Raw genomic sequence first — 24,553 nt, 5'->3', positions numbered from 1 at the left:
CATGCAACGCAACAGCAGCATCCAGCGCACCGCGCTCGTCCTGGCCTTCGCGGCCAGCACTCTGGCCCTCTCGGCCTGCCAGAACCTGTCCTCGCCCACCGTGCGCTTTGACCGCCAGGTCAACTACGGCGACGCCAAGGCCGTGGAACTGGTGACCAACGAGTTCGGCTCCACCGACCTGCAGATGATCGCCGAGAAGATGACCGGTGGCCTGCTCGAAACGGGCATCTTCCAGGGCCGCCCCACGGTGACCATCTCCACCGTGAAGAACAAGACCAGCGAGTACATCGACACCACCAACGTGATGAACTCGATCCAGACCTCGCTGGTCAAGTCCGGCAAGGTGCGCTTCGTGCGCTCCATCAACGAGATGCAGCAGGGCGTGGACGAGCTGCAGCGCCAGAACCAGAGCGGCCTGTACAAGCAGGGCACCACCGCCAAGGTCGGCCAGATGACGGCCGCCAAGTACAGCATGGAAGGCGAGCTGACCAGCATCGTCAAGCAGAGCAACTCCACCAAGGACGTGTACTACAAGTTCACGCTCAAGCTGTTTGACGTGCAGGAAGGCACCGTGGAATGGCAGGACGAAAAAGAAATCCGCAAGACCAGCAAGCGCTGATCGACCACGGCACTGAAAGGACTTCACCATGCAACGCAGAACCACCCTCGCGGCCGCACTGTCCGTGCTCGCCCTGACCTTCGGCGCCAGCGCCCAGGCCCAGAACGCGGCCCCCAAGATCGCCGTGACCGACCTGGCCTATGCCCAGCAGGTCTCGGAGTACTTCGTGGCCGGCGCCTACCAGCGCAGTGCCCAGATGAGCGCCGGCGGCAGCGCCAGCCACGGCATGTACGGCGGCTCGGGCAGCCACTCCATGCAGGCCTCCGAGCAGGCCAGCGGCACCTTCGTGGCCGGCCGCTACAGCTACATCGAGCAGCGCGAGCTCGGCGGCTACACCAACGACATCAAGGGTGCGCTGCTGCAGGGCACCTACTTCCGCCTGGTGCAGGGCAAGGGCTTTGATGCCGGCAAGCCGCAGAACAGCAAGGCCGAGCAGGTGCTCAACCAGGTGCAGACCGGCAAGATGGCCGCGCCCCAGGCGCAGAACCAGGTGGCCAACGTGGTCGCCCGCATCAAGAAGGGCGAGTTCGCCGGTGCCGACTACGTGCTCTTCGGCGTGGTCTCTAGCATCAACTTCACCGACGCGCTCTCGCCCCTGCAGGGCACGAGCAGCGCCACGCGCCAGTACGGCCTGCAGCTCTTGGCCGACTTCTCGCTGATCAACACCCGCACCTACGAGATCAAGGCCGCCTTCTCCGCGCAGGGCGAAGGCAACGACACCAAGATCCTGTCCAACCGCGGCGACATCGCCCCGCCCAACCGGGCCAAGGTGATCAGCGAAACCTCGCGCAGCCTGGCACAGAGCGTGTACGAGCAGCTGGCCGGCCAGCTGGGCTACACCGATGCCCACCTGGCGCGCGGCGTGCGCCCACCACCACCGCCCGTGGTCTACCAGGGCGGCGGCCAGCCCATGCCCGTGCCCCAGCAGCCCGACCAGGTGCTGATCCTCAAGTGAGCCCAGCGGGCCCACTTGCAGCCAGCATGGGCCGCATGCGCTTTACCCTGAAGGCCAGCCTCGCGCTGGCCTTTTTCGTGGCCGGCTGCGCGACGGCACTGGGGCCGCAGGCAGCGGATTCCACGGCCTTCGCCCCCTACCCGTTGCCCGGGGCGGGAGAAGCCCGCGTGCAGGCCCTGCAGCGGCCCGCGCGCACCGCGCCGCTGCGCTACCGTGTGATCGTGGTGCCGGGCTCGGGCTGCGCCGGGATGGGGCCGCTGGCCGACCGCTATTTCGCGGGCCTGCTGCATGCCGAGGTGCTGGTGCTGCACAAGCCCGGCGTGGCGCCTGGTGCGCGCACGGCGGCGGGTGCCTGCGCCGCCGATTTCGTGCAGGCCGACCGCCTCGCGGCGTGGCGCGAGCATGCCCTTGCCGCGCTGCGCGCCGATGCCCGGGAGCGCCAGGCAAAGGGCCTGCTCTCTTTGCCGCATTTGCTGGTCGGCATCTCCGAGGGTGCCGAACTGCTGCCCACCCTCGCGCCCGAGGTGCCCGATCTGGCGGGGCTGGTGCTGCTGTCGTCGAGCGGGCTCGACCCGCGCGAAGCGGGTGCCCTGCAGGCGAAGCGTCTGGGTGTCTCGGCTGACTGGGAGGCCTTGGGTCGCCTGCAGGCCGGCAGCCTGCCCGACAGCACGATGGCGCAGGGCCGCAGCCTGGGTTATTGGCGCGACCTGTGGCGCTGGCCGCTGGCCCGGCCCCTGCACGAGGGGCCTTGGCCCGTGCTGCAGGTGTGGGGCGGTGCCGATGCGCTGGTGCCGCCTGCCGCTTTCGAGCAAGGTGCTCGGCTGGCTGTGGGCCGTACGGCGCCCTGGTGCGCGCGGGAAATTCCGGGTGCCGACCATGGGCTGCAGAGCCCGGGCCGCGACGGCGTGCAGCAGCTGTGGGCCTGGCTCGAACAGTGGGCGCGCGACCCGCAACTGGGCCTGTGCGCGCCCCTGTTGCGATGACGAAATCTCAGGGCACGGTGTAGATCAGCTGGAATTTCGCGTTGTTCAGCATGTCCGCCAGGCTGGTGCCGTAGCCCAGGAAGAACTGCGTGCCGCGCAGGCTGCTCACGTTGACCAGCTCCAGGATGGGCACCGTCTGGGTGGCCGTCAGCGTGCCCTGCCATGCGGGTGCTGGCGTCGAGGCGCCGTTGAAGAGCGTCCAGCCCTGCGGCGACAGCACCGCCAGGCCCACGCCCGGCACCGAGGCCACTACGTAGACCACGCCGCCCTGTCCCAGGTCGGCCGATGCGGGCTGCACGCGGCCCGTCAGGCGCAGCGACTGCACCGTGCCCTCGGTGGTGCCCGAGAAGCTCGCGGGAGTGGTCGGGCCGGTGCCCGCTGCTGGCGGCACGCGCCCGCTGTCGGCGCTGAAGCCCGCGCGCGCGGCGATGGGAGACAGGTCCACCGCCTCGAAGGCCGTGTGCGGCACGGTCTGCACCTGGGAGATGGTCGCGTCCTGCCACAGCCGGCTCGGGTCGCCCGTGATGTACATGTCCGAGCCGCCGTCGGCGATGTACATGCCATAGCGCTTGAGCGCGTTGAGGATGGCCTTGGCCTGCGCCGTGTAGTTCTCGGGCACCGGGTAGTCGGCGCGCAGGCGGAACAGCTGGCCCATCGGCGGCTTAGCGGCCGAGGCATCGCCGTTGCGCGTGAGGTGGCGCGCCGGCCAGGTGTAGCTTGTGCGGATCTTGCTGCTCTGGATGGTGAAGCGCAGCGCGTGCTGTATCTCGCCGGTGCTGGCCTCGTCGGCGCGCAGCAGCAGCGGGAAAATCGGAAAGCCCGCCGCGTCGGACGAGGTCCAGCCCGCAGGGCGCAGCGCGTTCGAGCGCAGGTCGAAGGCCGCGCTGCTGTAGATGTCCCAGCCGCCGTCGGGCCGGGCATAGCTCAGGTAACTCTCCCACAGCGTGCAGGTGTCGGTGTCCACGCTGAGGATGTGGTGGTCGTTGTAGATCGCCTTGTTGCTGCTGATGCCGCCTTCCACCTTGGGCTGCAGCGGGAAGGGCAGGCGTGCGGGGCTGGCGAGGCCCGTGCAGGGCCGTGCCAGGCTGCCGTCGGCGCGCGCGCAGTCGCTTTCATCGGGAGCGCCGTCGCGGTCGATGTAGACCGCAGGCCAGGTGATCTGGCTGCCGCGCACCACGTTGTACGGAATGCCCCAGTACTCGCTGCTGGCCATATCTTCGCTCTGGCCCAGGTCCAGGTGCAGGCGGCGCGCACTCGGGCTGATGGTCTGCAGGAAGGCCGCCGACTGCGGGTGCACCGGCAACTGGTCGATGCGGGTGTTGAACACATGGTCGGCCGGCAGCACGGGGCAGGGCCCCACGGTGGGCGCGGCCACGGCAGCGCTGGCCAACAGCGCCAGCGAAGCCAGCAGGGCGAAGTGGGGGCGGGGCATGGCGTGTCTCCAGGGATTTCGCCTGCATGCTGCCACGCCTTGTTACATCGTGGCGAAGCCAGTTGTAACGGCTCGCAACCCGACCAGTGGGGCTATCTCGGCCGGTACATCTTGAACAGTTGTTCGGGGCCTACGGTGAAATAGTCGGCCGGGCCCCCGGCGCGCAGGATGTGGCCCGCCGCAGCGGTGTCGTAGATACCGTCCTTGAGCAATGCCTTGTCGATGTGGATGGCCACCACCTCGCCCAGCACCAGCCAGGTCGGCACCTGCACGCCGTCCGCCCCCTGCAGCTGCAGGATTTGCGTGCGCCGGCATTCGAAGGCCACCGGGCTTTCGGCCACGCGCGGTGGCGCGACTTGGGTGCTGGCCTGCGGGGTGAGCCCGGCCAGAGCGAACTCGTCGACCTCGGGCGGCACGGCCGCGCAGCTCTGGTTCATGGCCTCGGCCAGGCTGCGCGTGGCCAGGTTCCAGACAAACTCGCCCGTCTCCTCGACATTGCGCACCGTGTCCTTGTAGCCGATGCTCGCAAAGCCCACGATGGGCGGCACGTAGTTGAAGGCGTTGAAGAAGCTGTAGGGCGCCAGGTTCAGCGCACCAGCGGCGCTCTGCGTCGAAATCCAGCCGATAGGGCGCGGCCCGACGATGGCGTTGAACGGGTCGTGCGGCAGGCCATGGCCGTTGCGCGGCTCGTAGCTGTGGATGGAAGAGGGGGCGGGTGTGGCCATGGGGCAGGGCAGAGTGGGAGGGGCGGAACCGCCACCATACGTGAAGCGCGTCGAGTGTGCACGGCCGGGGTTGATGGCGGGCAGGGAACACAGTCGGCAGATCGTTGGGGCTATACGGCAGCATGAGAGAAATTTGCATTTTCGATAGCGGCCGGGCCACCTGTTGACTCGCGTTCGTCCCTTCGCGCCGCGCTGGACTGTAATCAGGAGCTGCCGAACTACTTCGCCCGCACCTTGCGCGTGCCCATACTGCAGCGCTCGGGCCAAGCCATGGTCCAGCCTCGGGCTCTGCTGTGCTGGGCGACTATTTCAATGTTCCCAGGGGCATCAACCGTGTCACCTGGAGCCAGGCACTCCCGCAGAGTCGCGCAGCCGCAGCGTGGGCGCGAGCCGCACGGTCTGGCGGCGCGCGCCGGGGTCGGCAATGCGCCGGGCCAACAGGCGGACAGCCCGGGTGCCGAGTTCCTCCACCGGCTGCGCCATGACCGTCAGGCGCGGAGAAAAGACGTCAGCCCAGTCGAAGTCGTCAAAGCCAACCAGCGAAATGTCGTCGGGAACGCTCAGCCCCGCAGAGCGCAAGGCCTGCATGGCGCCAATCGTCATCAGGTTGTTGCCGGTCATCAGGGCGGTGGGGCGCTGGTCCAGTGACAGCAGGTGGTGGACGGCCGCGCAGGCCGGCCCAGACCGCGACTCGCCGCTCTGGACCAGGGCGGGGTCGAAAGCAATGCCTGCCGCCGCCAGCGCGCGGCAGTAGCCTTCGAGCCGTTCCGTCGTCGTGGACAGACCCGGTGCACCCGACACCAATGCAATGCGCCTGTGGCCCAGCCCGATGAGGTGCTCCACCAGGGTCTGGGCCGCATCGCGGCTCTCCACGCCAATCTGATCGAACGTGGTCCCCACGAACCGGTCGACCAGGACGGTGGGCACACCCTTGTCGCGCAGGTAGTCGAGTGCGCGGTGCTGCGGCTCGGCGCAGGGCGCAATCACGATGCCGTCGACACGCCTCTCATGCAAGGCCTGCACCACCTTCAACTCGTAGTCCGCATCCTCGTGGGTGTCGGCCAGCAGCATCATCAGGCCTCTTTTTGCGCACTCTGCCTCGATGGCACGCACCACGGCTGCGAAGTAGTGGTTGGACAGTACCGAAATGGCGACCCCCACCGTCCTGGTCGGGGCTCCGGCCAGGGCACGCGCCAGGTGGTTTGGCGAGTAGCCGACCCGGTCGATGGCGTCCAGCACGGCCCGCTCGGTATCGGGGTGCACCTTGCGCGTCTTGTTGATGACGTGCGAGACCGTTGAAGTCGATACCCCTGCGGCCGCCGCGACGGTTTCCATCGTGATCATCATTTCTCCGTTGAGCTCCAACTTCCATGGCCCGTGCTGCCACGCTGTGCTGTGGTGGACAGGCCAGAGGCTTCTTCATCGTATCGCACCCATTCCGGTATTTCTGCACTGAATTGCCGCTGTCCTGCTCCATGCACAGGGGCAGCAGAAGGCCGTGACAAACAGATACCGGAAGCCTGCGGATGCTATGGATTTCCCTAGGTAGCAAGCGCTTGCGCAAGCGCTTGCGCATTACGATAATCGCACACGGCAGGTGTACAGGCAAGGGCCTGTGCATCGCTGAATTGGGACCCGACCACATCCTGGAGACATCCGATGAACTTGAAGCACGCCACCCTGATCGCAACCCTGCTGGCCGCCTGCGGCACGGCGATGGCCGATACGCCGGTCATCGGGCTGATCACCAAGACCGAGACCAACCCCTTCTTCGTGAAGATGAAGGAAGGCGCCGCCGAGGTCGCCAAGGCCAAGGGGGCCAAACTGCTCAGCGGCGCTGGCAAGGCCGACGGCGACAACGCCGGCCAGATCACCGCGATGGAGAACATGATTGGCGCGGGTGCCAAGACCATACTGATCACGCCCAACGACTCCAAGGCCATCCTCCCCGCGATCAAGAAGGCGCGCGAAAAGGGGGTGATGGTGATCGCACTGGACAGCCCGACCGACCCTGCCGATGGCACCGACGCACTCTTCGCCACCGACAACTACAAGGCCGGCGTGCTGATTGGCCAGTACGCCAAAGCCGCCCTCGCCGCCAGTGCGCCGGGCAAGCCGGTGAAGATCGCAACGCTCGATCTCTTGCCTGGCCACCCGGTCGGTGCGCAGCGGCACAACGGCTTCCTGCAGGGCTTCGGCCTGGCCAGCTACGATGCGAAGAACAACGAACTGGCCAAGCCCGCAGAGGTGGTGTGCATGGCCGACAGCTTCGGTGACCGCAGCAAGGCCCAGACAGCGATGGAGAACTGCCTGCAGAAGAACCCCGACATCAATCTGGTCTACACCATCAACGAGCCGGCAGCCGCAGGCGCATTCAATGCGCTGCAAAAGGCCGGCAAGGAAAAGGGCGTGATGATCGTCTCCGTGGACGGCGGATGCGACGGCATCAGGGATGTGGCGGCTGGCAAGATCGCCGCCACCTCGCAGCAGTACCCCCTGAAAATGGCGGCCATGGGGGTGGAGGCCGGCATCGAGTACGCCAAGAGCGGCAAGAAAGTCAGCGGCTACACCGACACCGGCGTGACCTTGATCGCCGGCAAAGTCATTGCAGGCGTCGACAGCAAGGACGTGAAGACCGGCACCGACCTGTGCTGGGGCAAGAAGTAGCCACTCGCGCACCAGGCTGCCGAGCGGGCCGTACCCTCCCTCGGCACTGCTGCAGCCTTCGGGCTGACAGGTGCCCTGTGCCTGCTTTCAGCCCCCCATCCTGAGGATCCTCCCGTTGAAAGACAACCTGCCCCCCCTCGGCCAGCTCGGGCCCTTCATCGCGTTGTTGATCGCCTGCACCATCTTCGGCGCCACCACCGACCGCTTTCTCAGTGCGGACAACTTTTCGCTGATCCTGCAGCAGGTCATGGTCGTTGGCGTCATCGCCATAGGCCAGACCCTGATCATCCTGACCGCCGGCATCGACCTGTCGTGCGGCATGATCATGGCGCTGGGCAGCATCGTGATGACCAAGGTGGCCGCCGATTTCGGGCTGCCGCCGTTTCTCGCGGTGCTTGCCGGCATTGCCGTGACGACCTTGTTCGCCCTGCTCAACGGCCTGCTCGTCACGCGTCTGAAGCTGCCGCCGTTCATCGTCACGCTGGGCGTCTTCAACATCGCCTTTGCGATCACGCAGTTGTATTCGGGGGCGCAGACGGTCACCGAGGTGCCTGGGGCCATGACCTGGCTGGGCAGTACCTTCGCCCTCGGCGGCACCAACATGGCGTATGGCACGGTGTTGATGGTGCTGCTGTACCTGGGCGTATGGTTCTGGCTGCGCGAGACGGCGTCCGGCCGGCATGTCTACGCGGTGGGCAACAACCCGGAGGCGACGCGGCTGGTCGGCATTCCGCCCGAGCGCATCATCCTTGGCGTGTATGCCCTGTCCGGGGTGTTCTATGGCATCGCCTCGCTGCTGGCCGTGGCCCGCACCGGCGTGGGCGATCCGAACGCCGGGCAGACCGAGGCGCTGGATGCCATCACCGCCGTCGTGCTGGGCGGCACCAGCCTGTTCGGCGGCCGTGGTGTGGTGCTCGGTTCGCTGATCGGGGCCGTGGTGGTGGGCGTGCTGCGCAATGGCCTGACGCTGATGGGGGTGTCGTCGGTGTACCAGATGCTGATCACCGGCATCCTCGTGATCCTGGCCGTCACGGTCGACCAACTGTCGCGCAAAGGAGGCCGCTGATGGCTGCGCAATCCCCCGTCGTCATGCGCGCCACGGGCCTGGTCAAGCGCTACGGCCAGGTCACGGCCCTGGACGGCGCCGACTTCGAGCTGCGTGCCGGCGAAATCCTCGCCTTGATCGGCGACAACGGTGCCGGCAAGTCCTCCCTGATCAAGTGCCTGTCGGGCGCGACCATTCCCGATGCCGGCGTGATCGAGCTCGACGGCAAGCCGGTGCATTTCAAGGGTCCGGTCGATGCGCGCCGCGAAGGCATCGAAACCGTGTACCAGGACCTGGCCGTTGCCCCCGCGATGACGATTGCCGAAAACCTCTTCCTGGGTCGCGAACTGCGCCGCAAGGGTTTCCTGGGCAATGTGCTGCGCATGCTCGACAAGAAGCGGATGCTCGAAGAAAGCATTGCGCGCATGAACGACCTGAAGGTCGGCATCCGCTCGATGACGCAGGCGGTCGAAACCCTGTCCGGCGGGCAGCGGCAATGCGTGGCCGTGGCGCGCGCGGCGGCCTTTGCCGAGCATGTGGTGATCCTCGACGAGCCGACTGCGGCGCTGGGTGTCAAGGAAGGCAACATGGTGCTGGAGCTGATCCGCCGTGTGCGCGACAGGGGCCTGGCGGTGGTGCTGATCTCGCACAACATGCCCCATGTTTTCGAGATCGCCGACCGCATCCACGTCGCGCGCCTGGGCAAGCGCGGTGCCGTGCTCAACCCCAAGGCGGTGACCATGAGCGACACGGTCTCGGTCATGACCGGTGCATTGCCTGCGGAAAAGATCCCGGCCGAATGGCGGGCCTGAAGAATCCATGAACGCATGACGATCCGCACACTTCCCTCCGTCCCGCCCTGCCACTTGGCGCGTGTGCATCAACTCCTCCAGGACGGCCAACGCAAGCTGCTCGGGCTGGTCGGGCCACCAGGCGCCGGAAAATCCCTGCTGGCCATGGCCTTGCAGCAGGCTTTCGCTGATGTCTCGCAGGTGGTTCCCATGGATGGCTACCACCTGGCCCATGTGGAACTTCAACGGCTGGGCCGTGCGGATCGCAAAGGGGCTCCCGACACCTTCGACAGCGCAGGCTATGCCGCCATGCTGCGGCGCCTGCGGGCGCAGCAGCCCGGCGAAGTCGTCTATGCACCGGAGTTCCGGCGCGAGATCGAAGAGCCCATCGCAGGCGCCATCGCCGTGGCGCCCCAGACCCGGCTCGTCATCACCGAAGGCAACTACCTGCTGCTCGACAGCGGCCATTGGGCAAGCGTTGCCGGGTTGCTGGACGAGGTCTGGTACGTCGATGTCGACGACGGCCTGCGCACCAGCCGCCTGACCCAGCGCCATGAAGAGTATGGCCGCAGCCGCGAGGATGCGCTGGCGTGGGTGGGCCGCACCGATGAGCCCAACGCGCGCCTGATCGAGACCACCAGGCCCCGCGCCCACATGCTGTTCCGCTGGGATGACTGATACGGATTCGCCTTCAACCGTCTAACGTCGTTGGTTCGCCTTGCCATGCTACAGCACTGTCTGCGGCTTCCCGCCTAGTGTTCTGTCCCGTAAATAGATGCCAAAAATAAAACCGATGGATTTCGCGCCAGGGCAAGGCGCAAACCGCAGCGATAGCCGTAGCTATCGCGAGGATTTGCAACGCGGCCCTGGCGTGAAAGACGCGGTTTTACTGGCATTTATTTGCGGGACAGGACACTACCTATACGGTCGAATGCAAATCCGTATGACGCCTGGGCCCCGCGTCGCCCTCAAGCCTGCATGGTGAGGGGCGGTGCCATCGCGCGCGCCTGCGCCACCAGCCAGGCGCAGAACACATCGAGCCGCGGGTGCGCAGCCCCCGTGCGCCGCAGCGCCAGGTAGTCGTAGCCCGACGCGGCGAAACCCAGGGGCGCCACCAGCCGGCCCGCCTGCACGTCGTCCATCACCAGGTGCCAGGGCGCGACGGCGATGCCCAGGCCGCGCACGGCCGCCTCCAGCGTGAAGTAGTAGTGCTCATACACCGGGCCCTGGGCGGTGGCCGCTGCGGGCAGCGCCGTGCCCGCCGATGCGGCCCACATTGCCCAGGCGTTGCGCCGCGAGCGTGTGTGCAGCAGGGGCTGGCCGTCCAGATCGGCAGGCGTGCGCGGCATGCCGGTGCGCGCGGCCAGCGCCGGGGCCAGCACCGGCCCCATGCGCTCGGCGAACAGGGGCAGGGTGGTGGCGCCATCGCGTGGCGTGCCCGCGTCCTCGGCGGTGATGAGCAGGTCGCAACCCTCGCGTGCCGCGTCGGTGCCCGTGTCGGTGGTGCGCAGCCGCACCTCGATGCCGGGGTGCTGCGCGTGGAAGTCGAACAGCCGCGGGATCAGCCACTTGACGGTGAAGGTGCTGAAGCAGGCCACGTCCAGCGGGCCGTGGTGGGCGTCGCCCAGGGCGCGCACCGTGTCCTCGATCTGCTGGAAGGCGTGGGTCAGCACCGGCTGCAGCGTGCGCGCCGCGGCCGTCAGCGTGGGCCGGGCCTTGGTCCCGTCGAACAGCGCCAGGCCCAGGTGGTATTCGAGCTGGCGCACCTGGCGGCTGATGGCACCGGGCGACACCGAGAGCTCCTCGGCCGCGGCCGTCATGCGGCCCAGGCGGGCAGCGGCTTCGAAGGCGCGCAGGGCAGCGAGCGGGGGCAGGCGGTGTTTCATGGCTATGTGATTTGGATGCACATAGGACCGGAGCATAAATCGCTTTTCGGCCGAGGCGGCAGTCGCAACAATTTCGGCTCCTCCGGCTCAGGCACCCTAGCCCGCGCCGGGCTCATTGTTGATTTTCAGGAACATACCGGCATGCCTTTCATCCACACCCATCTGGCCGAAGCCACCCCCGCCACCGAGCGCGAGGCCATCGTCCAGGCCATCCACCAGGCGCTGGTCGAGGGCATCGGCATGCCCGAGGACGAGCTGTTCAACATGGTCACCGGCTATGCGCCGGGGCAGTTCGCGTTCAGCCGCAGCTTCAACGGCGTGACGCGGTCGGACGCGGTGGTCGTCGTCGAGATCACCCTGCGGCGCGGGCGCAGCGATGCGATGAAGCGCGCCCTGTATGCTGCGATCGCCCGCAACCTGCAGGCAATGGCGCACGTGGCCCCGGCCGACGTGTTCATCTTCATGCACGAGAACGATTATTCGGACTGGTCCGTGGGACACGGGCGCTTTGCCATGGCGCTGGTGCAGCAGGTCGGAGCGCCGGGCTGAACACACAGGAATTTTTTTGAACACGACAAACTACCGCTGGCTGGTCATCGCTTCCGTGGTGTTCCCCATACTGGCCGAGGTCACCGAGCGGCTCCTGCTGCCTGAGCTGGTGCCCCAGGGCTTGAGGGACGCTTTCCAGAACTACCTGGAGGAAGACCAGGAGCCAACCATCACGTTGGCGCTGGTGTCGGGGGCGCTGACGGCCCTGGTCGCCATGCTGGCCAGTATCTATGGCCTGCTGCGGTTTCGCCCCTGGGCGCCCGGCTTTGCGTTGTGGTCGGGCCTGGCGATGTGTGTCCTCTTGGTGTTCGGTGGGCCCGTGGTGCTGTCGGGCCTCGCCCACGGATCCTTTGCGTTGGGAAGTGCCCTGTGGGGCGCTGTGATCGCCGTGCCGTACTGCGTCCCGGAAATCCGGGCGGCTTTCTGGTCCGAGGGGCTGGCTGCAAAACGATAGGCGGCGAAGTCGCCGCGCAGCGGTGCGCAGGCAGGGATGCTGAACCTACTTCTTGCTCAGCTCCCGGAGTTCCTTCTCCAGGGCGTCCACGTTGGCCTGCAGCTCACGCGAGCGCAGCTCGCAGGCGGCGGCTGAGGCCTGCATTTCGGACGTGATGGCCTGCTCGGAGATGGCCACGGCGGTGTTGGTGCGGGCCTGGGTACGGCGGGCGGCCCTGTCGCGCTGCTCCGCCGTGCAGCGCTGCTGGTGGGTCTGCAGTGCGCCGCGTGCTTCGCGGACCAGGCGCTGCTCCAGGTCGGTCTTCCTGCGCCAGGTTTCGCCGAAGGCGCCTTCCTTGCGTGGGGCCGGTGCCGTGGCGGCAGCCGGCGCGGCAGGGGCGGATGCGGCACCTGCTGCGGGGGCCGCTGCCGATGCACCCGAGGCCGGGCTGGCCGCAGGGGCTGCGGCGCCGGCAGCGGGCGCGGCGGTGCCTATGCCGCTGCTCGACAGCCGCACCTCGACCTTCTCGCCCTTGCCACTGCCCGCACAAGGCGCGTCCTGGAAGGACACCTTGCCATCCGGCCCCGTGCATTTGTTGATGGCCCAGACCGGGGCCGCCAGCGCCAGACAGGCGGTGGCAATGAACAGCTGTCGAACCATGCTTCCCTCTCCCCCGAAACCTTGTGTTGCAGGTTGCCAGTATCGCCGCACCGGGCTTGCTCAATCGCTCCTGCTGCTTGAGCGGTTGCCGAAAGTAACCTGGCGGTTGCCACGAACGCGTGGCGCACGGTGGCTGGCACTTACGCGGAAGGCGCATAGGCATCGTTCCTGCCGATGAACCAGCTCGGCGGCTGCCCCATGGCTGCCTTGAACATGGCAGAGAACGCGCTTTCGCTCGCGTAGCCACTCGAGGCGGCCACCTGGCCCACCGATTCACCGCGCGCCAGGCGGGGCAAGGCATGGGCCAGCACCGCCTGCTTGCGCCATTGCGCAAAGCCCATGCCGAACTGCGCGTGGAACAGCCGGGCCAGGGTGCGTTCGCTGGCGCCGCTGTCGGTGGCCCAATCGTGCAGCGTGGCGTGGCGGCCGGGTGCCTCGAGCACGGCGGTGCACAGGGCGCGCAGGCGCTTGTCGCTGTCGGGCCCGGGCAGGGGCACGCCCAGGGCCAGGCTTTCAGCGTCGCCGATTTCGCCCAGCACCAGCGCGGTCAGGGCTGCCTCGCGCGCGGGGCCGGGCGGCGTTCCGCCCACCGGGTCCAGCGCCGACACCAGTTCGCGCAGCAGCGGCGTCACGGCCATCACACGGCAGACCGCACCATCGGCGGGCACCACGCTGGGGTCGATGTACAGGGTGCGGAACGCAGCCGCCTCCAGCACGGCGATGGCGTGCAGCGCGCCGGGGGCGATCCACACCGCGCGCGAGGGCGGCACGATGTAGGCGGTCGGTGCGACCGGGGCCACCACGCTCACCTGGATCACGCCGCTGGCGCAGTACGCCAGTTGCCCCCAGGCGTGGCGGTGCGGCTCGAAATGCGTATCGGCCGGCATGTTGCGCGCACGCACCCGCACCGGGTGTGCGGGGTTGGGCGCGAAAGGGTCCATGTCCCCGAGCGGGGCGACCTGGCTGGTGCGTGCCATTGGGGGCTCCATGCTTTTGTATGCGCTGTTGGCGCAAATTCGCCGAAAGCTGTCTTTCCGTCGCATTCCAGAAATCCAGGCGCAATACTACGATGCCGCCATGACCTCCGCAAACCCCACCAGCCCTATCGCTGCTGTTCCCCTGCGTGCCGACGCCGGGGTCATCGGCCTCGTGGGCATCGCCCACCTCATCAGCCACTACAGCCAGCTCTTGCTGGCGCCGCTGTTCCCGTGGCTCAAGGACGCCTTCCAGGTCGGCTACACCGAGCTCGGTTTCCTCATGACCATCTTCTTCGTGGTCTCGTGCGCCGTGCAAGCGGGCTCGGGCTTCGTGGTCGACCGCTTCGGTCCGCGCCCCATCCTGTTCGGCGGCCTGGCGCTGCTGGGCCTGGCCGCGTTCGGCTTTGCGGCCAGCACCAGCTACGGCATGCTGGCTGCGTTCTCGGTGCTCGCGGGCATCGGCAACGGCGTGTTCCACCCCGTGGACTACACGCTGCTCAACCGGCGCGTGAGCGCGCCACGCCTGGGCCATGCCTACAGCGTGCACGGCATCACCGGCAGCCTGGGCTGGGCGCTGGCGCCGGCCATGCTGGTGCCGCTGGCGATCGCGTTCTCGTGGCGCGTGGCGCTGGTCTGCGCCGGCGTGCTGGCGTTTGCCGTGCTGCTGGTGCTGCTGTTCAACCGCCGCCACCTCGAACTGCCGGCCCTGCCACCAGCTGCCAAGGTCGGCGCCACCGGCGTGCCAGCGCAAGGCAACTTCGCCTTCCTGCGCATCCCCGCCGTGTGGATGTGCTTTGCGTTCTTCTTCTTCTACGCCGTCTCGCTCAACGTGGTGCAGGCCTTCGCCCCCGAAGCCGCGCGCCAGCTGCACGCCGTGCCCGTGGCGCTGGCGGCCATGTGCCTCACGGTCTACATGGTGGCCAGTGCGGGCGGCATGGTGCTCGGCGGCTTCCTCGCGGCCGACCCGAGCCGCTGCGAGCGCATCGTGGGCGTGGGCTTCGGCCTGGCGGCCTGCGTGGCGGTGGCCCTGGCCCTGGCGCATCCGCCCGGCGCCCTGGTGCCCGTGATGTTCGGCGTGATGGGCTTCTGTGCCGGCATCGCCGGCCCCTCGCGCGACCTGCTGGTCAAGCGCTCCACGCCCGAGGGCTCCACGGGCCGTGTCTACGGCATCGTGTACTCGGGGCTGGACATCGGCCAGGCGCTGTCGCCGCTGCTGTTCGGCGTGCTGCTGGACCAGGGCCGTTTCACCGCCGTGCTGCTCGGCCTGGCCGTGGTGCAGGGCGTGCTGATCGCCAGCGCTTTCAATGTGCGCCGCGTGCGGCGCACCCTGGCGCCGGTGGCCGCCTGAAGCAGCATGTGGCGGGCGCTGCCCGCCACATCAAACCACGGTGCAATGCCGCGCGATGCAGGTGTCCAGCGTGTCCTCGCCCGTGCGCTGCCACCAGTCCAGCGCCGAGAAGATCTCCACCTCGGCATAGCCCGCGAAGCCTGCGGCTTCCACCCATTGGCGGATCTTCTTCAGTTCGATCACCCCATCGCCCATCATGCCCCGGTCGCTGAGCAGGTCGCGCGTGGGCAGGCGCCAGTCGCAAACGTGGAAGGCCAGCAGGCGCTCCCGGCCGGCGCGCGCGATCTGTTGCGCGAGCTTGGGGTCCCACCACACGTGGTACACATCCAGGGCCACGCCCAGCGCACCGGTCTTCTGTGCATCGAGCGCATCGCAGATGTCCAGCGCGTGCTCCAGCGTGTTGATGCAGGCGCGGTCGGCCGCCTGCATGGGGTGCAGCGACTCGATGGCCAGGGGCATGCCCACCTGGCGCGCGTAGTCGAGCGATGCGGCAATGCCGTCGAACACCTCGCCGCGTGCGCGGGCGAGGTCGGTGTAGTGCGGCGTGCCGTCCAGCGCGCCGGGCAGGGCGCCCACCACCAGCACCAGGCAGGCGGCATCGAGCGTCTTGGCTTCGTCGATGGCGCGGCGGTTGTCATCGAGCGCGGCGCGCAGGCCAGCGGCATCGGCCGCCGGGAAGAAGCCGCCGCGGCAATAGCCCGACAGCGCCATGCCGTGGGAGCGCAACTGGCGCGCGGTGGCATCCAGGCCGGCAGCGGCCACCTGGTCGCGCCAGGGGCTGATGGCGCGGATGCCGCGCTCGGCACACTGGTCGATGATGCGCGAAAGCGGCATCTCGGCCCCCTGCTGCTTGCGCACGGTGGCGGTGTTGATCGACAGCCAGCGGTGGTCTTGCGAGAAGTCACGCATGGCGGTCAGGCGCTCACGCCGTGCAATGCCAGCAGGTGGCCCATGCGCTGCACGGCCAGTTCGGGCTGCTCCAGCAGGTCGGCCTGGTCGGCCAGGCGGAACAATTGCGCAAAATGCACCAGCGAGCGCGTGCTCTGCTGCCCACCCACCATGGTGAAGTGGCTCTGGTGCCCGTTGAGCCAGGCCATGAAGACCACGCCCGTCTTGTAAAAGCGCGTGGGCGCCGCGAAGATGTGGCGCGACAGCGGCACCGTGGGCCCCAGGATGGCGTGAAAGCGCGCCGTGTCGCCTGCGGCCAGGGCCGCGAGCGCCGCACTCGCGGCCGGTGCAATGGCGTCGAAGATGCCCAGCAGCGCATCGCTTTGGCCCTGGCGCTTCGCGGCGCCCGCACCATCGCCCGCGATGAGCTCGGCGTAATTGAAGTCGTCGCCCGTGTACATGCGCACGCCCTGGCCGTCGGTGCCGCCCGTGGCGGGCAGGCGGCGGCGCATGGCGATTTCCTTGTCCTTGTCGAGCAGCGAGATCTTGATGCCGTCCACCTTGTCCGGGTGCGCGGCGATCACGGCCAGCGACGTGTCCATGGCTGCATCCACGTCGCGTGAGCCCCAGTAGCCCGCGAGCGCCGGGTCAAACATGTCGCCCAGCCAGTGCAGCACCACGGGCTGGCGCGCCTGCGACAGGATGCGGTCGTACACGCGCTCGTAGTCGGCAGGGCTCCTGGCCACGCGGGCCAGCGCGCGGCTGGCCATCACGATGAGCTTGCCGCCGAGCTTTTCGATGGCCTCCATCTGCTCCTCGTAGCCGCGGATCACGTCGTCCACCGACCTCACCTCGTCCAGCACCAGGTGGTCCGTGCCGCAGCCCGAGGCCACGAGCGCGCCCGGCCCGAAGTCGCGCGCCGCGTCGAGCGAGCGGCGGATCAGCTCCCGCGAGGTGGGCCAGTCCAGCCCCATGCCGCGCTGCGCGGTGTCCATGGCCTCGGCCACGCCCAGGCCCAGCGACCACAGGCGCTGGCGGTAGGCGATGGTCGCGTCCCAGTCCACGGCGCACTGCAGCCAGGGGTCGATGGCGGCCAGCGGATTCGCCGCCACATGGGCGGCCGAGTAGGCGATGCGGTTGAACACCGCACCCTGCTGCGGCACGACCGGCGTGCGGCCTTGCAGGGTGTAGTGGGTGATGCGGCCATCGGCCGTGGGCAGGGATAGGCTGAGGGCCATGTGGTGATCGGAGAAAGTGGATGGAAAAAAGGGATTGCTGCGGCGGGCTCAGCCCTTGAGCGGTGTCACGTCCACCCAGCGGCGCTCCTTCCAGCTCTCCAGGGCCGCCTCGACCAGCTGCACACCCTTGGCGCCTTCGGGCAGGGTCCACTTATAGGGCGCGTCTTCCACCACGTGGCGGATGAAGTGCTCCCACTGGATCTTGAAGCCGTTGTCGTAGACCTGCGAATCCGGGATCTCCTGCCATTGGTCGAAGAAGTTCATGGTCTGCTTCTCGTCGGGGTTCCACACCGGGCGTGGCGTGGCCACGCGGCTCTGCGCGCGGCAGCTCGACAGGCCGGCCACGGCCGAGCCGTCGGTGCCGTCCACGTGGAAGGTGACGAGGTCGTCACGCCGCACGCGCGTGGCCCAGCTCATGTTGAGCTGCGCGATCACCGGCTCGCCGTTGTGGCCCGTGAGCTCGCAGGTGGCATAGGCCGCATCGTCGGCCGTGGCCTTGTACGGCTGGCCGGCCTCGTCCCAGCGCTGCGGGATGTGCGTGGCGCCGATGCACGAGACCGACTTCACCTCGCCGAACAGGTTGTCCAGCACATAGCGCCAGTGGCACATCATGTCCAGGATCATGCCGCCGCCGTCTTCGCTGCGGTAGTTCCAGCTCGGGCGCTGGATGGGCTGCAGGTCGCCTTCGAAGACCCAGTAGCCGAACTCCAGGCGCACGCTGAGCATGCGGCCGAAGAAGCCCGCGCGGCGCAGCATATCGAGCTTGCGCAGGCCGGGCAGGAACAGCTTGTCCTGCACCGCGCCGTGCTTGAGGCCCGAGCCCGAGGCCAGGCGCGCGATCTCCACCGCCTCGTTCAAATTGGTGGCGATGGGCTTTTCGCAGTACACATGCTTGCCCGCGCGGATGGCCTTGGCCAGCAGCGTGGGACGCATCTGCGTGGTGCCGGCGTCGAAGAACACCGTGTCCTCGGGGTTGGCGAGCGCGGCGTCGAGGTCCGTGCCCCAGCGTGCAATGCCATGCGCCTTGGCCAGCGCCTCCATCTTTTCGGCGTTGCGGCCGATCAGGATGGGGTCGGGCATCACGCGGTTGCCGTTGGAAAGCACGACGCCGCCCTGCGCGCGGATGGCGCAGATGGAGCGGATCAGATGCTGGTTCATGCCCATGCGGCCGGTGACGCCGTGCATGATGAGTCCGAGTCGTTGGGTTGCCATGGTGGTCGGTCCGTTTTCAGTTCAAAGGTTGCAATAGGTGGGCAAAGGCGCGGCCAGACCACCCCCTTGGCAGGGGCTGGCTGTGCGGTGCGCAGGGGATTACTGGGTGGGCTGGAGGCCCGCGGCCTTGACCAGGGTGGCGTTGCTCTTGATCTCGTCCTTGATGTAGGCGTCGAACTGCTCGGGCTTGAGCGTCCAGGCATCGGCACCGAGCTTGAGGAAGCGCTCCTTCACCTCGGGCGTGGCCAGCGCCTTCACCACCTCGTCGTGCAGGCGGTTCACGATGTCGCGTGGCGTCTTGGCGGGCACCATCATGCCGATCCAGAAGTTGAACTCCGAGCCGGGCACGCCGGCCTCGGCCGTGGTGGGCACGTCGGGCAGGGCGGCCGCGCGCTTGGGCGAGCCCACGGCCAGCGCCAGCAGCTGGCCGTCCTTGATCTGGCCGATGACGGGCGCGATGGGCGAGAAGTAGTAGTCCACGCGGCCCGACAGCACCTCGGTCACGGCCTCGGCCGAGCCCTTGAAGGGGATGTTGGTGGCATCGATCTTCGCGGCCAGCTTGAACTTCTCGGCGTTCAGGTGCGTGGCGCTGCCCTGGCCGGCCGAGGCGAAGTTCACCGTGCCGGGCTTGGCCTTGGCCGAAGCCACCAGGTCCTGCAGCGTCTTGATGCCCTTGGCGGGCGAGATCACCAGCGCATTGGGCAGCGACGAGATCGGCGTCACGCCGGCGAAGTCGCCCGTGGTGTCGAACGGCAGCTTGGCAAAGGTCGACGGGCTCACGGTGTGCGAGGAGGAATGGATCATCACCGTGTACCCGTCGGGCGCAGCCGTGGCTACCGCCTGCTGGCCAATGGTGCCGCTGGCCCCGCCCCGGTTGTCCACCACCAGCGACTGGCCCATGCTCTGGCCCATCTTGTCGGCGATGGCGCGCGCAATGATGTCGGTGGTGCTGCCCGCCGCGAAGGGCACGATCACGCGCACCGGCTTGGTGGGGTAGGCGCCCTGCGCCAGCGCGGCCAGGGGCAGGGTGGAAAGAACAGCACCCGCGAGCGCGGCATGTGCAGCGGTGCGGGCAAAACGGGCGAGGCGCGTAGTAGGCATGGTGGATTTGTCTCCGGGGTGGCAGGCTTGAACTTGCTCTTAATTCACTGATTGGTGAATAGAGTGCATTTTTCAGGATCAGCCACCGGACGTCAACGCGGTTGCGCGGGGTGCAATTAGGGGTTTACCCGGAAATACGCAACCTGAGCGCCCGCGCTGCGCCTTCTGCCCGACAACCCGTGCATTCCAGAGGGGGATCGATTGGACGGAGGCAAGCGCTGCTGCGCTGGCCCAGCTCAGCCCCTCAGTACATAGCCGAGCACCATGTCGCACATGTGCGAAAGCCGCTCGTTGCGGGCCTTGGGCGCCATGAGGTCGCGTGCGAAGATGGACGAAAGCGTGTGGTTGTTCGACAGGTAGAAGTACGACAGCCCGGCGATCGAGACATACAGCTGCAGCGGGTCCACCCCGCCGCGAAAGCTGCCCTCGCGCCGGCCACGCTCCAGCACCTCGCCCAGCGTGGCGATCAGCGGCGAGTTCATCTCGCGCGCGCGCTGCGACTCCTGCAGGTGGCGTGCCTTGTGCAGGTTGGCGCTGTTGAGCAGGGTCAGGAACTGCGGGTTCTCCAGGTAGTACACCCAGGTGAACTCCACCAGCCGGCGGATGGCGGTGGCGGGCTCCAGCTCCAGCAGGTTGAGCTTGCGCTCCTCCTCGCGGATGTGCAGGTAGGCCTGCTCCAGCACGGCCTGGAAGAGCTTTTCCTTGTCCTCGAAGTAGTAGTAGATCAACCGCTTGTTCAGGCCGGCGCGCTCGGCGATGCGGTCCATGCGGGCGCCGCCCAGGCCGTGCTCGGCGAATTCGTCGCGTGCCGCGCTGAAGATCGCGCTCTGTGAGCGGTCGGCGTCGCGCTGGCGCTCCTTGGCAGGAGTCGGCCCTGTGTCTTTGGTCATGCCCGAATAGTTCACTATATGGTTAACAAAATCCAGTCCTTCTGGAAATCCAGAAGCGATTTTGTGGTGGCGATGCACGGCGCGGCAGGGGTCCACACGGGCACCCGGCACTATAGCCAGAGCGCCAACAGGTTCCCGGCTGGCGCATCTGCATACGCACAGCATATGGAGCTGCCCTGCACAGGCTATTTGACGGCACGCAGGGCCCTTTCTACGATGTGCCAAGGCCCTTGCCGCCCGCTGCTTTCGCAGAACCACACAACATACCCGGAGACGAATCGCCCATGCACTCCCTTCCTGCACCCCTCGTGCGCGCGATGCGCCTGCCCCTGGCGGGCCTGGCCGCCGGCCTGCTGGCCGCCTGCGCCCCAATGAAGACGCCGCCGACCGCCAGTGTGGGCGATTTGCCTGCCAGCAAGGAGGCGGCCCCGGTCGCCACCGCCTGCCCCAAGGACATCGCGGCCATCGCACGCTGCCTGTCGGGCCAGGATTCGGCGGGGGCCTACTACCTCATTGCCATGCCGAACCAGTGGAACCGGGTGCTGGTGATGCACTCGCATGGCGGCCCCACGCTGGGCGCGCCCAAGGCCGAGCGCGCGGTGGAGGACCTGGAGCGCTGGTCCATCATGGTCCGCGCCGGCTATGCCTGGGCGGGCAGCACCTTCCGCCAGGGCGGTGTGGCCGTGCGCGCCGCGGCCGAGGACACCGAGCGGCTGCGCCAGATCTTCGTGGCCCAGGTGGCCCAGCCGCGCCGCACCATCCTGCACGGCCAGTCCTGGGGCGCCGGCGTGGCCGCCATGGGGGCCGACATGTTCGGCAACGGGGCCGGCAAGCCCTACGATGCCGTGCTGCTCACCAGCGGCCTGCTGGCCGGGGGCAGCCGCTCGTACGACTTCCGCACCGACCTGCGCGTGGTCTACCAGCACCTGTGCAACAACCACCCGCTGCCCAGCGAGGCGCAGTACCCGCTGAACATCGGCCTGCCGGCCGATGCGAAGATGAGCGCCGCCGAGCTCACGGCCCGCGCCAACGAGTGCCTGGGCCTGAACAAGCCGGCCGCCGAGCGCACGCCCGAGCAACAGCGCAAGGTCAAGACCATCGTCGACGTGCTCCGCATCCCTGCCAGCTCGATCCAGAGCCACCTGAACTGGGGCACCTTCCACTACCGTGACGTGGTGCACCTGCGCACGGGCGACGCCAGCCCCTTCGGCAACACGGGCGCCCGGTACACGGGCTCCGCCGACGATGCGGCGCTCAACGCTGCCGTGCTGCGCTACAAGGCCGATCCGCAGGCCCTGGCGCGCTTCGCGCAGGACACCGACCCCACGGGCCGCATTGCCGTGCCGGTGCTCACCGTCAAGGGCGTGGACGACCCTACCGCCTTCGTCGAGCTCGATGCCTACTTCAAGGGCACCATGGAGCGCGCCGGCAGCGGCGCGCGCCTGGTGCAGACCTTCACCCAGCACAACACCCACAGCTACCTGAGCGACCCGACCTACCCCACGCTGATGACCGCGCTGCTGCGCTGGGTGGACGAGGGCGTGAAGCCCACGCCCGACAGCATTGCCCAGCAGTGCCCGGCCTACGAGGCCCAATTCGGCAAGGGCTGCGCCTTCCTGCCCGCCTACTTGCCCAAGCCCCTGAACAGCCGCGTGGTGGACCGCGACCGGCCGTAGCCCGCACCCGCCAGCTTGCTTGCTGGCAGGGCAACAGGCAAAGAAAAAGGGCCCCGATCGGGGCCCTGGGCTATGGGAGTGTGGGGCTCCGCAGCGAAAGAATCAGGCAAAGGCCTTGAGTGCCTTGTTCAGCGTCTCGCTGGGGCGCATCACGGCGTCCAGCTTGGCGACGTCGGGCAGGAAGTAGCCACCGATGTCGGCGGGCTGGCCCTGCACGGCGGCCAGCTCGGCCACGATGGTGTCTTCCTTGGCGGTCAGTTCCTGGGCCAGCGGCGCGAAGTGCGCTGCCAGTTCCTTGTCGTCCGTCTGCGCGGCCAATTCCTGGGCCCAGTACAGGGCCAGGTAGAACTGGCTGCCGCGGTTGTCCAGCTGGCCGGTCTTGGGCGAGGGGTTCTTGTTGTTGTCCAGCAGCTTGCCCGTGGCGGCGTCCAGCGTCTTGGCCAGGACCTTGGCCTTGGCGTTGCCGGTCTTCAGCCCCATGTCCTCGAACGACACGGCCAGCGCCAGGAACTCGCCCAGCGAATCCCAGCGCAGGTGGTTTTCTTCCACCAACTGCTGCACGTGCTTGGGCGCGGAGCCGCCGGCACCCGTTTCGTACATGCCGCCGCCGGCCATCAGGGGCACGACGGACAGCATCTTGGCCGAGGTGCCCAGTTCCATGATGGGGAACAGGTCGGTCAGGTAGTCGCGCAGGATGTTGCCGGTGGCGCTGATGGTGTCCTGGCCGCGGATCACGCGTTCCAGCGTGTAGCGCATGGCACGCACCTGGCTCATGATCTGGATGTCGAGGCCGGTGGTGTTGTGCTCGTGCAGGTACATCTTGACCTTGGTGATCAGCTGCGCCTCGTGCGGGCGGTACGAGTCGAGCCAGAACACCACGGGCATGCCGGAGTTGCGGGCGCGCGTGACGGCCAGCTTGACCCAGTCGCGGATCGCGGCGTCCTTGACCTGGCACATGCGCCAGATGTCGCCGGCTTCCACGTTCTGGGACAGCAGCACTTCGCCGGTAGCCAGGTCGGTGATGTTGGCCACGCCGTCTTCGGCGATTTCGAACGTCTTGTCGTGCGAGCCGTACTCTTCGGCCTGCTGGGCCATCAGGCCCACGTTGGGCACCGTGCCCATGGTCTTGGGGTCGAACGCGCCGTGCCATTTGCAGAAGTTGATGATCTCCTGGTAGATGCGGGCGAAGGTCGACTCGGGCATCACGGCCTTCACGTCCTTGAGGCGGCCGTTGGCGTCCCACATCTTGCCGCTGTTGCGGATCATCGCGGGCATGGACGCGTCCACGATGATGTCGTTGGGCGAGTGGAAGTTGGTAATGCCCTTGGCCGAGTCGACCATGGCCAGCTCGGGGCGGTTCTCGTGGCAGGCGTGCAGGTCGCGCTTGATCTCGTCGCGCTGGCTTTGGGGCAGCGTCTCGATCTTGGCGTACAGGTCGACCATGCCGTTGTTCACGTTCACGCCCAGCTCGTCGAACGTCTTGGCGTGCTTGGCGAACGCGTCCTTGTAGAAGATGCGCACGCAGTGGCCGAACACGATGGGGTGAGACACCTTCATCATCGTGGCTTTCACGTGCAGCGAGAACATCACGCCGGTCTTGCGCGCGTCTTCGATTTCCTTCTCGTAGAACTCCAGCAGCGCCTTCTTGCTCATGAACATGCTGTCGATCACCTCGCGGTCGAGCAGCGCGACCTTGGGCTTGAGGACAATGGCCTTGCCGCTCTTGGTGATCAGTTCCATCTTCACTTCACGGGCGCGGTCCAGCGTCATGGACTTTTCGCCATGGTAGAAGTCGCCGTGGTGCATGTGCGAGACGTGGCTGCGCGATGCCTGGCTCCATTCACCCATCGAATGGGGGTTCTTGCGCGCGTAGTTCTTCACGGCGGCGGGCGCGCGGCGATCGGAGTTGCCTTCGCGCAGCACGGGGTTCACAGCAGAGCCGATGCACTTGCCGTAGCGCGCCTTGATCTCTTTTTCCTTGTCGTCCTTGGGCTGGTCGGGGTAGTCGGGTAGTGCGTAGCCCTTGCCCTGCAGTTCGGCGATGGCCGCCTTGAGCTGCGACACCGAGGCGCTGATGTTGGGCAGCTTGATGATGTTGGCGTCGGGCTGCAGCGTCTTCTTGCCCAGCTCGGCCAGGGTGTTCGGAGCGCGTTGCTCTTCCTTCAGGAACTCGGGGAACTCGCCCAGCACGCGGGCGGCCACGGAGATGTCCGACTCCGCCACGTTGATGCCGGCAGGTGCGGCGAACGTGCGGATGATGGGCAGGAAGGAAGCCGTGGCCAGGCGAGGTGCCTCGTCGGTCAGGGTGTAGATGATGGTCGGTTGCTGTGTCGTCATGGCTTGTCTCACGAAACGGGTGTGTAAATGCCCTTTGCCGGGGTATGGCAGGGGCCAAACGCGAATGCTCTCGCATTCTCGTCTTTTGCTGCTTTCCCGGACCCCCATTTTTGCAATTGAATTCCACTATGCAAAATTTAC

At 67.5% G+C, this 24,553-nt stretch carries 23 protein-coding genes; 11 read left to right on the top strand and 12 right to left on the bottom strand.

Features of this window, described 5'->3' with window-relative positions; all coding sequences use genetic code 11:
• Position 1 precedes the first annotated feature (1 nt).
• From lpoB to ACSQ9E_RS28585, 3 genes are read left to right on the top strand one after another with little or no spacing between them, the layout of a single operon-like run.
• Positions 2-619, top strand: a complete 618-nt coding sequence (gene lpoB, locus ACSQ9E_RS28595) for a penicillin-binding protein activator LpoB (protein ID WP_057200386.1) — start codon at positions 2-4, stop codon at positions 617-619.
• Positions 620-647: 28 nt separating this feature from the next.
• Complete coding sequence (locus ACSQ9E_RS28590; RefSeq protein WP_428002924.1) at positions 648-1,574, top strand: hypothetical protein; 927 nt, start codon at positions 648-650, stop codon at positions 1,572-1,574.
• A gap of 35 nt (positions 1,575-1,609) precedes the next feature.
• On the top strand, positions 1,610-2,557 hold the full coding sequence (locus ACSQ9E_RS28585) for an alpha/beta hydrolase (protein WP_436219796.1): 948 nt from the start codon (positions 1,610-1,612) through the stop codon (positions 2,555-2,557).
• A 7-nt stretch (positions 2,558-2,564) separates the two neighbouring features.
• Here ACSQ9E_RS28585 and ACSQ9E_RS28580 read toward each other — a convergent pair whose 3' ends face one another.
• The 3 genes from ACSQ9E_RS28580 to ACSQ9E_RS28570 all read right to left on the bottom strand — a co-directional run bounded on the left by ACSQ9E_RS28580 (position 2,565) and on the right by ACSQ9E_RS28570 (position 6,058).
• Positions 2,565-3,989 carry a hypothetical protein gene (locus ACSQ9E_RS28580; protein ID WP_436219795.1) on the bottom strand — a complete coding sequence of 475 codons (1,425 nt, stop codon included), beginning with the start codon at positions 3,987-3,989 and terminating at the stop codon, positions 2,565-2,567.
• A 92-nt stretch (positions 3,990-4,081) separates the two neighbouring features.
• Positions 4,082-4,714 carry a flavin reductase family protein gene (locus ACSQ9E_RS28575; RefSeq protein ID WP_436219794.1) on the bottom strand — a complete coding sequence of 211 codons (633 nt, stop codon included), beginning with the start codon at positions 4,712-4,714 and terminating at the stop codon, positions 4,082-4,084.
• A 336-nt stretch (positions 4,715-5,050) separates the two neighbouring features.
• Positions 5,051-6,058, bottom strand: coding sequence for a LacI family DNA-binding transcriptional regulator (locus ACSQ9E_RS28570; RefSeq protein WP_200963939.1), 1,008 nt, complete (start codon positions 6,056-6,058; stop codon positions 5,051-5,053).
• Positions 6,059-6,373: 315 nt separating this feature from the next.
• Here ACSQ9E_RS28570 and ACSQ9E_RS28565 point away from each other — a divergent pair, with 315 nt between their 5' ends.
• From ACSQ9E_RS28565 to ACSQ9E_RS28550, 4 genes are all read left to right on the top strand, one after another.
• Complete coding sequence (locus ACSQ9E_RS28565) at positions 6,374-7,381, top strand: sugar ABC transporter substrate-binding protein (RefSeq protein WP_436219793.1); 1,008 nt, start codon at positions 6,374-6,376, stop codon at positions 7,379-7,381.
• 115 nt (positions 7,382-7,496) lie between these two features.
• Complete coding sequence (locus tag ACSQ9E_RS28560) at positions 7,497-8,447, top strand: ABC transporter permease (RefSeq protein ID WP_436219792.1); 951 nt, start codon at positions 7,497-7,499, stop codon at positions 8,445-8,447.
• Entirely contained in the window at positions 8,447-9,238 is a 792-nt protein-coding gene (locus tag ACSQ9E_RS28555; RefSeq protein WP_436219791.1) for an ATP-binding cassette domain-containing protein, read from the top strand. Before ACSQ9E_RS28560 ends, ACSQ9E_RS28555 begins: the two co-directional genes overlap by 1 nt.
• A gap of 15 nt (positions 9,239-9,253) precedes the next feature.
• Positions 9,254-9,895, top strand: coding sequence for a nucleoside/nucleotide kinase family protein (locus ACSQ9E_RS28550; RefSeq protein WP_436219790.1), 642 nt, complete (start codon positions 9,254-9,256; stop codon positions 9,893-9,895).
• Positions 9,896-10,185: 290 nt separating this feature from the next.
• Here the strand turns inward: ACSQ9E_RS28550 and ACSQ9E_RS28545 are convergent, their stop codons facing one another.
• The gene (locus tag ACSQ9E_RS28545) at positions 10,186-11,103 is read right to left on the bottom strand and encodes a LysR substrate-binding domain-containing protein (protein ID WP_436219789.1); all 918 of its coding nucleotides are present in this window, start codon (positions 11,101-11,103) and stop codon (positions 10,186-10,188) included.
• Positions 11,104-11,244: 141 nt separating this feature from the next.
• On the opposite strand from ACSQ9E_RS28545, the gene ACSQ9E_RS28540 reads away from it, so the two are divergent.
• Both ACSQ9E_RS28540 and ACSQ9E_RS28535 read left to right on the top strand, forming a co-directional pair.
• On the top strand, positions 11,245-11,652 hold the full coding sequence (locus ACSQ9E_RS28540; RefSeq protein ID WP_436219788.1) for a tautomerase family protein: 408 nt from the start codon (positions 11,245-11,247) through the stop codon (positions 11,650-11,652).
• A 16-nt stretch (positions 11,653-11,668) separates the two neighbouring features.
• Positions 11,669-12,106: a hypothetical protein gene (locus ACSQ9E_RS28535; RefSeq protein WP_436219787.1), complete on the top strand. Its 438-nt coding sequence runs from the start codon at positions 11,669-11,671 to the stop codon at positions 12,104-12,106.
• Between the two features lie 45 nt (positions 12,107-12,151).
• Here the strand turns inward: ACSQ9E_RS28535 and ACSQ9E_RS28530 are convergent, their stop codons facing one another.
• Together ACSQ9E_RS28530 and ACSQ9E_RS28525 are read right to left on the bottom strand one after the other, a co-directional pair.
• Positions 12,152-12,745 carry a hypothetical protein gene (locus tag ACSQ9E_RS28530; RefSeq protein WP_436219786.1) on the bottom strand — a complete coding sequence of 198 codons (594 nt, stop codon included), beginning with the start codon at positions 12,743-12,745 and terminating at the stop codon, positions 12,152-12,154.
• A 140-nt stretch (positions 12,746-12,885) separates the two neighbouring features.
• Positions 12,886-13,722 (bottom strand): AraC family transcriptional regulator, encoded by an 837-nt coding sequence (locus ACSQ9E_RS28525; RefSeq protein WP_057266824.1) that lies wholly within the window; start codon positions 13,720-13,722, stop codon positions 12,886-12,888.
• Between the two features lie 100 nt (positions 13,723-13,822).
• Between ACSQ9E_RS28525 and ACSQ9E_RS28520 the strand changes: the two genes are divergently transcribed.
• Complete coding sequence (locus tag ACSQ9E_RS28520; protein WP_436219785.1) at positions 13,823-15,070, top strand: MFS transporter; 1,248 nt, start codon at positions 13,823-13,825, stop codon at positions 15,068-15,070.
• Between the two features lie 30 nt (positions 15,071-15,100).
• Here the strand turns inward: ACSQ9E_RS28520 and ACSQ9E_RS28515 are convergent, their stop codons facing one another.
• The 5 genes from ACSQ9E_RS28515 to ACSQ9E_RS28495 form a co-directional block, all read right to left on the bottom strand.
• Complete coding sequence (locus ACSQ9E_RS28515) at positions 15,101-15,979, bottom strand: sugar phosphate isomerase/epimerase family protein (protein WP_436219784.1); 879 nt, start codon at positions 15,977-15,979, stop codon at positions 15,101-15,103.
• A gap of 5 nt (positions 15,980-15,984) precedes the next feature.
• The gene (locus ACSQ9E_RS28510; RefSeq protein ID WP_436219783.1) at positions 15,985-17,196 is read right to left on the bottom strand and encodes a dihydrodipicolinate synthase family protein; all 1,212 of its coding nucleotides are present in this window, start codon (positions 17,194-17,196) and stop codon (positions 15,985-15,987) included.
• Positions 17,197-17,244: 48 nt separating this feature from the next.
• Positions 17,245-18,408, bottom strand: coding sequence for a Gfo/Idh/MocA family protein (locus tag ACSQ9E_RS28505; RefSeq protein ID WP_057200369.1), 1,164 nt, complete (start codon positions 18,406-18,408; stop codon positions 17,245-17,247).
• A gap of 99 nt (positions 18,409-18,507) precedes the next feature.
• Positions 18,508-19,509 (bottom strand): tripartite tricarboxylate transporter substrate binding protein, encoded by a 1,002-nt coding sequence (locus ACSQ9E_RS28500; RefSeq protein ID WP_436219782.1) that lies wholly within the window; start codon positions 19,507-19,509, stop codon positions 18,508-18,510.
• A gap of 236 nt (positions 19,510-19,745) precedes the next feature.
• Positions 19,746-20,399 carry a TetR/AcrR family transcriptional regulator gene (locus ACSQ9E_RS28495; protein WP_436219781.1) on the bottom strand — a complete coding sequence of 218 codons (654 nt, stop codon included), beginning with the start codon at positions 20,397-20,399 and terminating at the stop codon, positions 19,746-19,748.
• Between the two features lie 284 nt (positions 20,400-20,683).
• Here ACSQ9E_RS28495 and ACSQ9E_RS28490 point away from each other — a divergent pair, with 284 nt between their 5' ends.
• Entirely contained in the window at positions 20,684-22,075 is a 1,392-nt protein-coding gene (locus ACSQ9E_RS28490) for a hypothetical protein (RefSeq protein WP_436219780.1), read from the top strand.
• A gap of 102 nt (positions 22,076-22,177) precedes the next feature.
• Here ACSQ9E_RS28490 and ACSQ9E_RS28485 read toward each other — a convergent pair whose 3' ends face one another.
• Positions 22,178-24,412, bottom strand: coding sequence for an NADP-dependent isocitrate dehydrogenase (locus ACSQ9E_RS28485; protein ID WP_057200364.1), 2,235 nt, complete (start codon positions 24,410-24,412; stop codon positions 22,178-22,180).
• Positions 24,413-24,553: the final 141 nt, after the last annotated feature.

It is taken from the genome of Acidovorax sp. LjRoot118, from assembly GCF_964253575.1.
Classification (GTDB): Bacteria; Pseudomonadota; Gammaproteobacteria; order Burkholderiales; family Burkholderiaceae_C; genus Acidovorax.
This window is presented reverse-complemented; position numbering and strand designations above follow the sequence as displayed.

What these genes read in the sequence shown, in the direction of transcription:
- lpoB (WP_057200386.1), top strand. Translation starts at nt 2, where the DNA reads ATGCAACGCAACAGCAGCATCCAGCGCACCGCGCTCGTCCTGGCCTTC.
- ACSQ9E_RS28590 (WP_428002924.1), top strand. Translation starts at nt 648, where the DNA reads ATGCAACGCAGAACCACCCTCGCGGCCGCACTGTCCGTGCTCGCCCTG.
- ACSQ9E_RS28585 (WP_436219796.1), top strand. Translation starts at nt 1,610, where the DNA reads ATGCGCTTTACCCTGAAGGCCAGCCTCGCGCTGGCCTTTTTCGTGGCC.
- ACSQ9E_RS28580 (WP_436219795.1), bottom strand. Translation starts at nt 3,989, where the DNA reads ATGCCCCGCCCCCACTTCGCCCTGCTGGCTTCGCTGGCGCTGTTGGCC.
- ACSQ9E_RS28575 (WP_436219794.1), bottom strand. Translation starts at nt 4,714, where the DNA reads ATGGCCACACCCGCCCCCTCTTCCATCCACAGCTACGAGCCGCGCAAC.
- ACSQ9E_RS28570 (WP_200963939.1), bottom strand. Translation starts at nt 6,058, where the DNA reads ATGATCACGATGGAAACCGTCGCGGCGGCCGCAGGGGTATCGACTTCA.
- ACSQ9E_RS28565 (WP_436219793.1), top strand. Translation starts at nt 6,374, where the DNA reads ATGAACTTGAAGCACGCCACCCTGATCGCAACCCTGCTGGCCGCCTGC.
- ACSQ9E_RS28555 (WP_436219791.1), top strand. Translation starts at nt 8,447, where the DNA reads ATGGCTGCGCAATCCCCCGTCGTCATGCGCGCCACGGGCCTGGTCAAG.
- ACSQ9E_RS28550 (WP_436219790.1), top strand. Translation starts at nt 9,254, where the DNA reads ATGACGATCCGCACACTTCCCTCCGTCCCGCCCTGCCACTTGGCGCGT.
- ACSQ9E_RS28545 (WP_436219789.1), bottom strand. Translation starts at nt 11,103, where the DNA reads ATGAAACACCGCCTGCCCCCGCTCGCTGCCCTGCGCGCCTTCGAAGCC.
- ACSQ9E_RS28540 (WP_436219788.1), top strand. Translation starts at nt 11,245, where the DNA reads ATGCCTTTCATCCACACCCATCTGGCCGAAGCCACCCCCGCCACCGAG.
- ACSQ9E_RS28530 (WP_436219786.1), bottom strand. Translation starts at nt 12,745, where the DNA reads ATGGTTCGACAGCTGTTCATTGCCACCGCCTGTCTGGCGCTGGCGGCC.
- ACSQ9E_RS28525 (WP_057266824.1), bottom strand. Translation starts at nt 13,722, where the DNA reads ATGGCACGCACCAGCCAGGTCGCCCCGCTCGGGGACATGGACCCTTTC.
- ACSQ9E_RS28520 (WP_436219785.1), top strand. Translation starts at nt 13,823, where the DNA reads ATGACCTCCGCAAACCCCACCAGCCCTATCGCTGCTGTTCCCCTGCGT.
- ACSQ9E_RS28515 (WP_436219784.1), bottom strand. Translation starts at nt 15,979, where the DNA reads ATGCGTGACTTCTCGCAAGACCACCGCTGGCTGTCGATCAACACCGCC.
- ACSQ9E_RS28510 (WP_436219783.1), bottom strand. Translation starts at nt 17,196, where the DNA reads ATGGCCCTCAGCCTATCCCTGCCCACGGCCGATGGCCGCATCACCCAC.
- ACSQ9E_RS28505 (WP_057200369.1), bottom strand. Translation starts at nt 18,408, where the DNA reads ATGGCAACCCAACGACTCGGACTCATCATGCACGGCGTCACCGGCCGC.
- ACSQ9E_RS28500 (WP_436219782.1), bottom strand. Translation starts at nt 19,509, where the DNA reads ATGCCTACTACGCGCCTCGCCCGTTTTGCCCGCACCGCTGCACATGCC.
- ACSQ9E_RS28495 (WP_436219781.1), bottom strand. Translation starts at nt 20,399, where the DNA reads ATGACCAAAGACACAGGGCCGACTCCTGCCAAGGAGCGCCAGCGCGAC.
- ACSQ9E_RS28490 (WP_436219780.1), top strand. Translation starts at nt 20,684, where the DNA reads ATGCACTCCCTTCCTGCACCCCTCGTGCGCGCGATGCGCCTGCCCCTG.
- ACSQ9E_RS28485 (WP_057200364.1), bottom strand. Translation starts at nt 24,412, where the DNA reads ATGACGACACAGCAACCGACCATCATCTACACCCTGACCGACGAGGCA.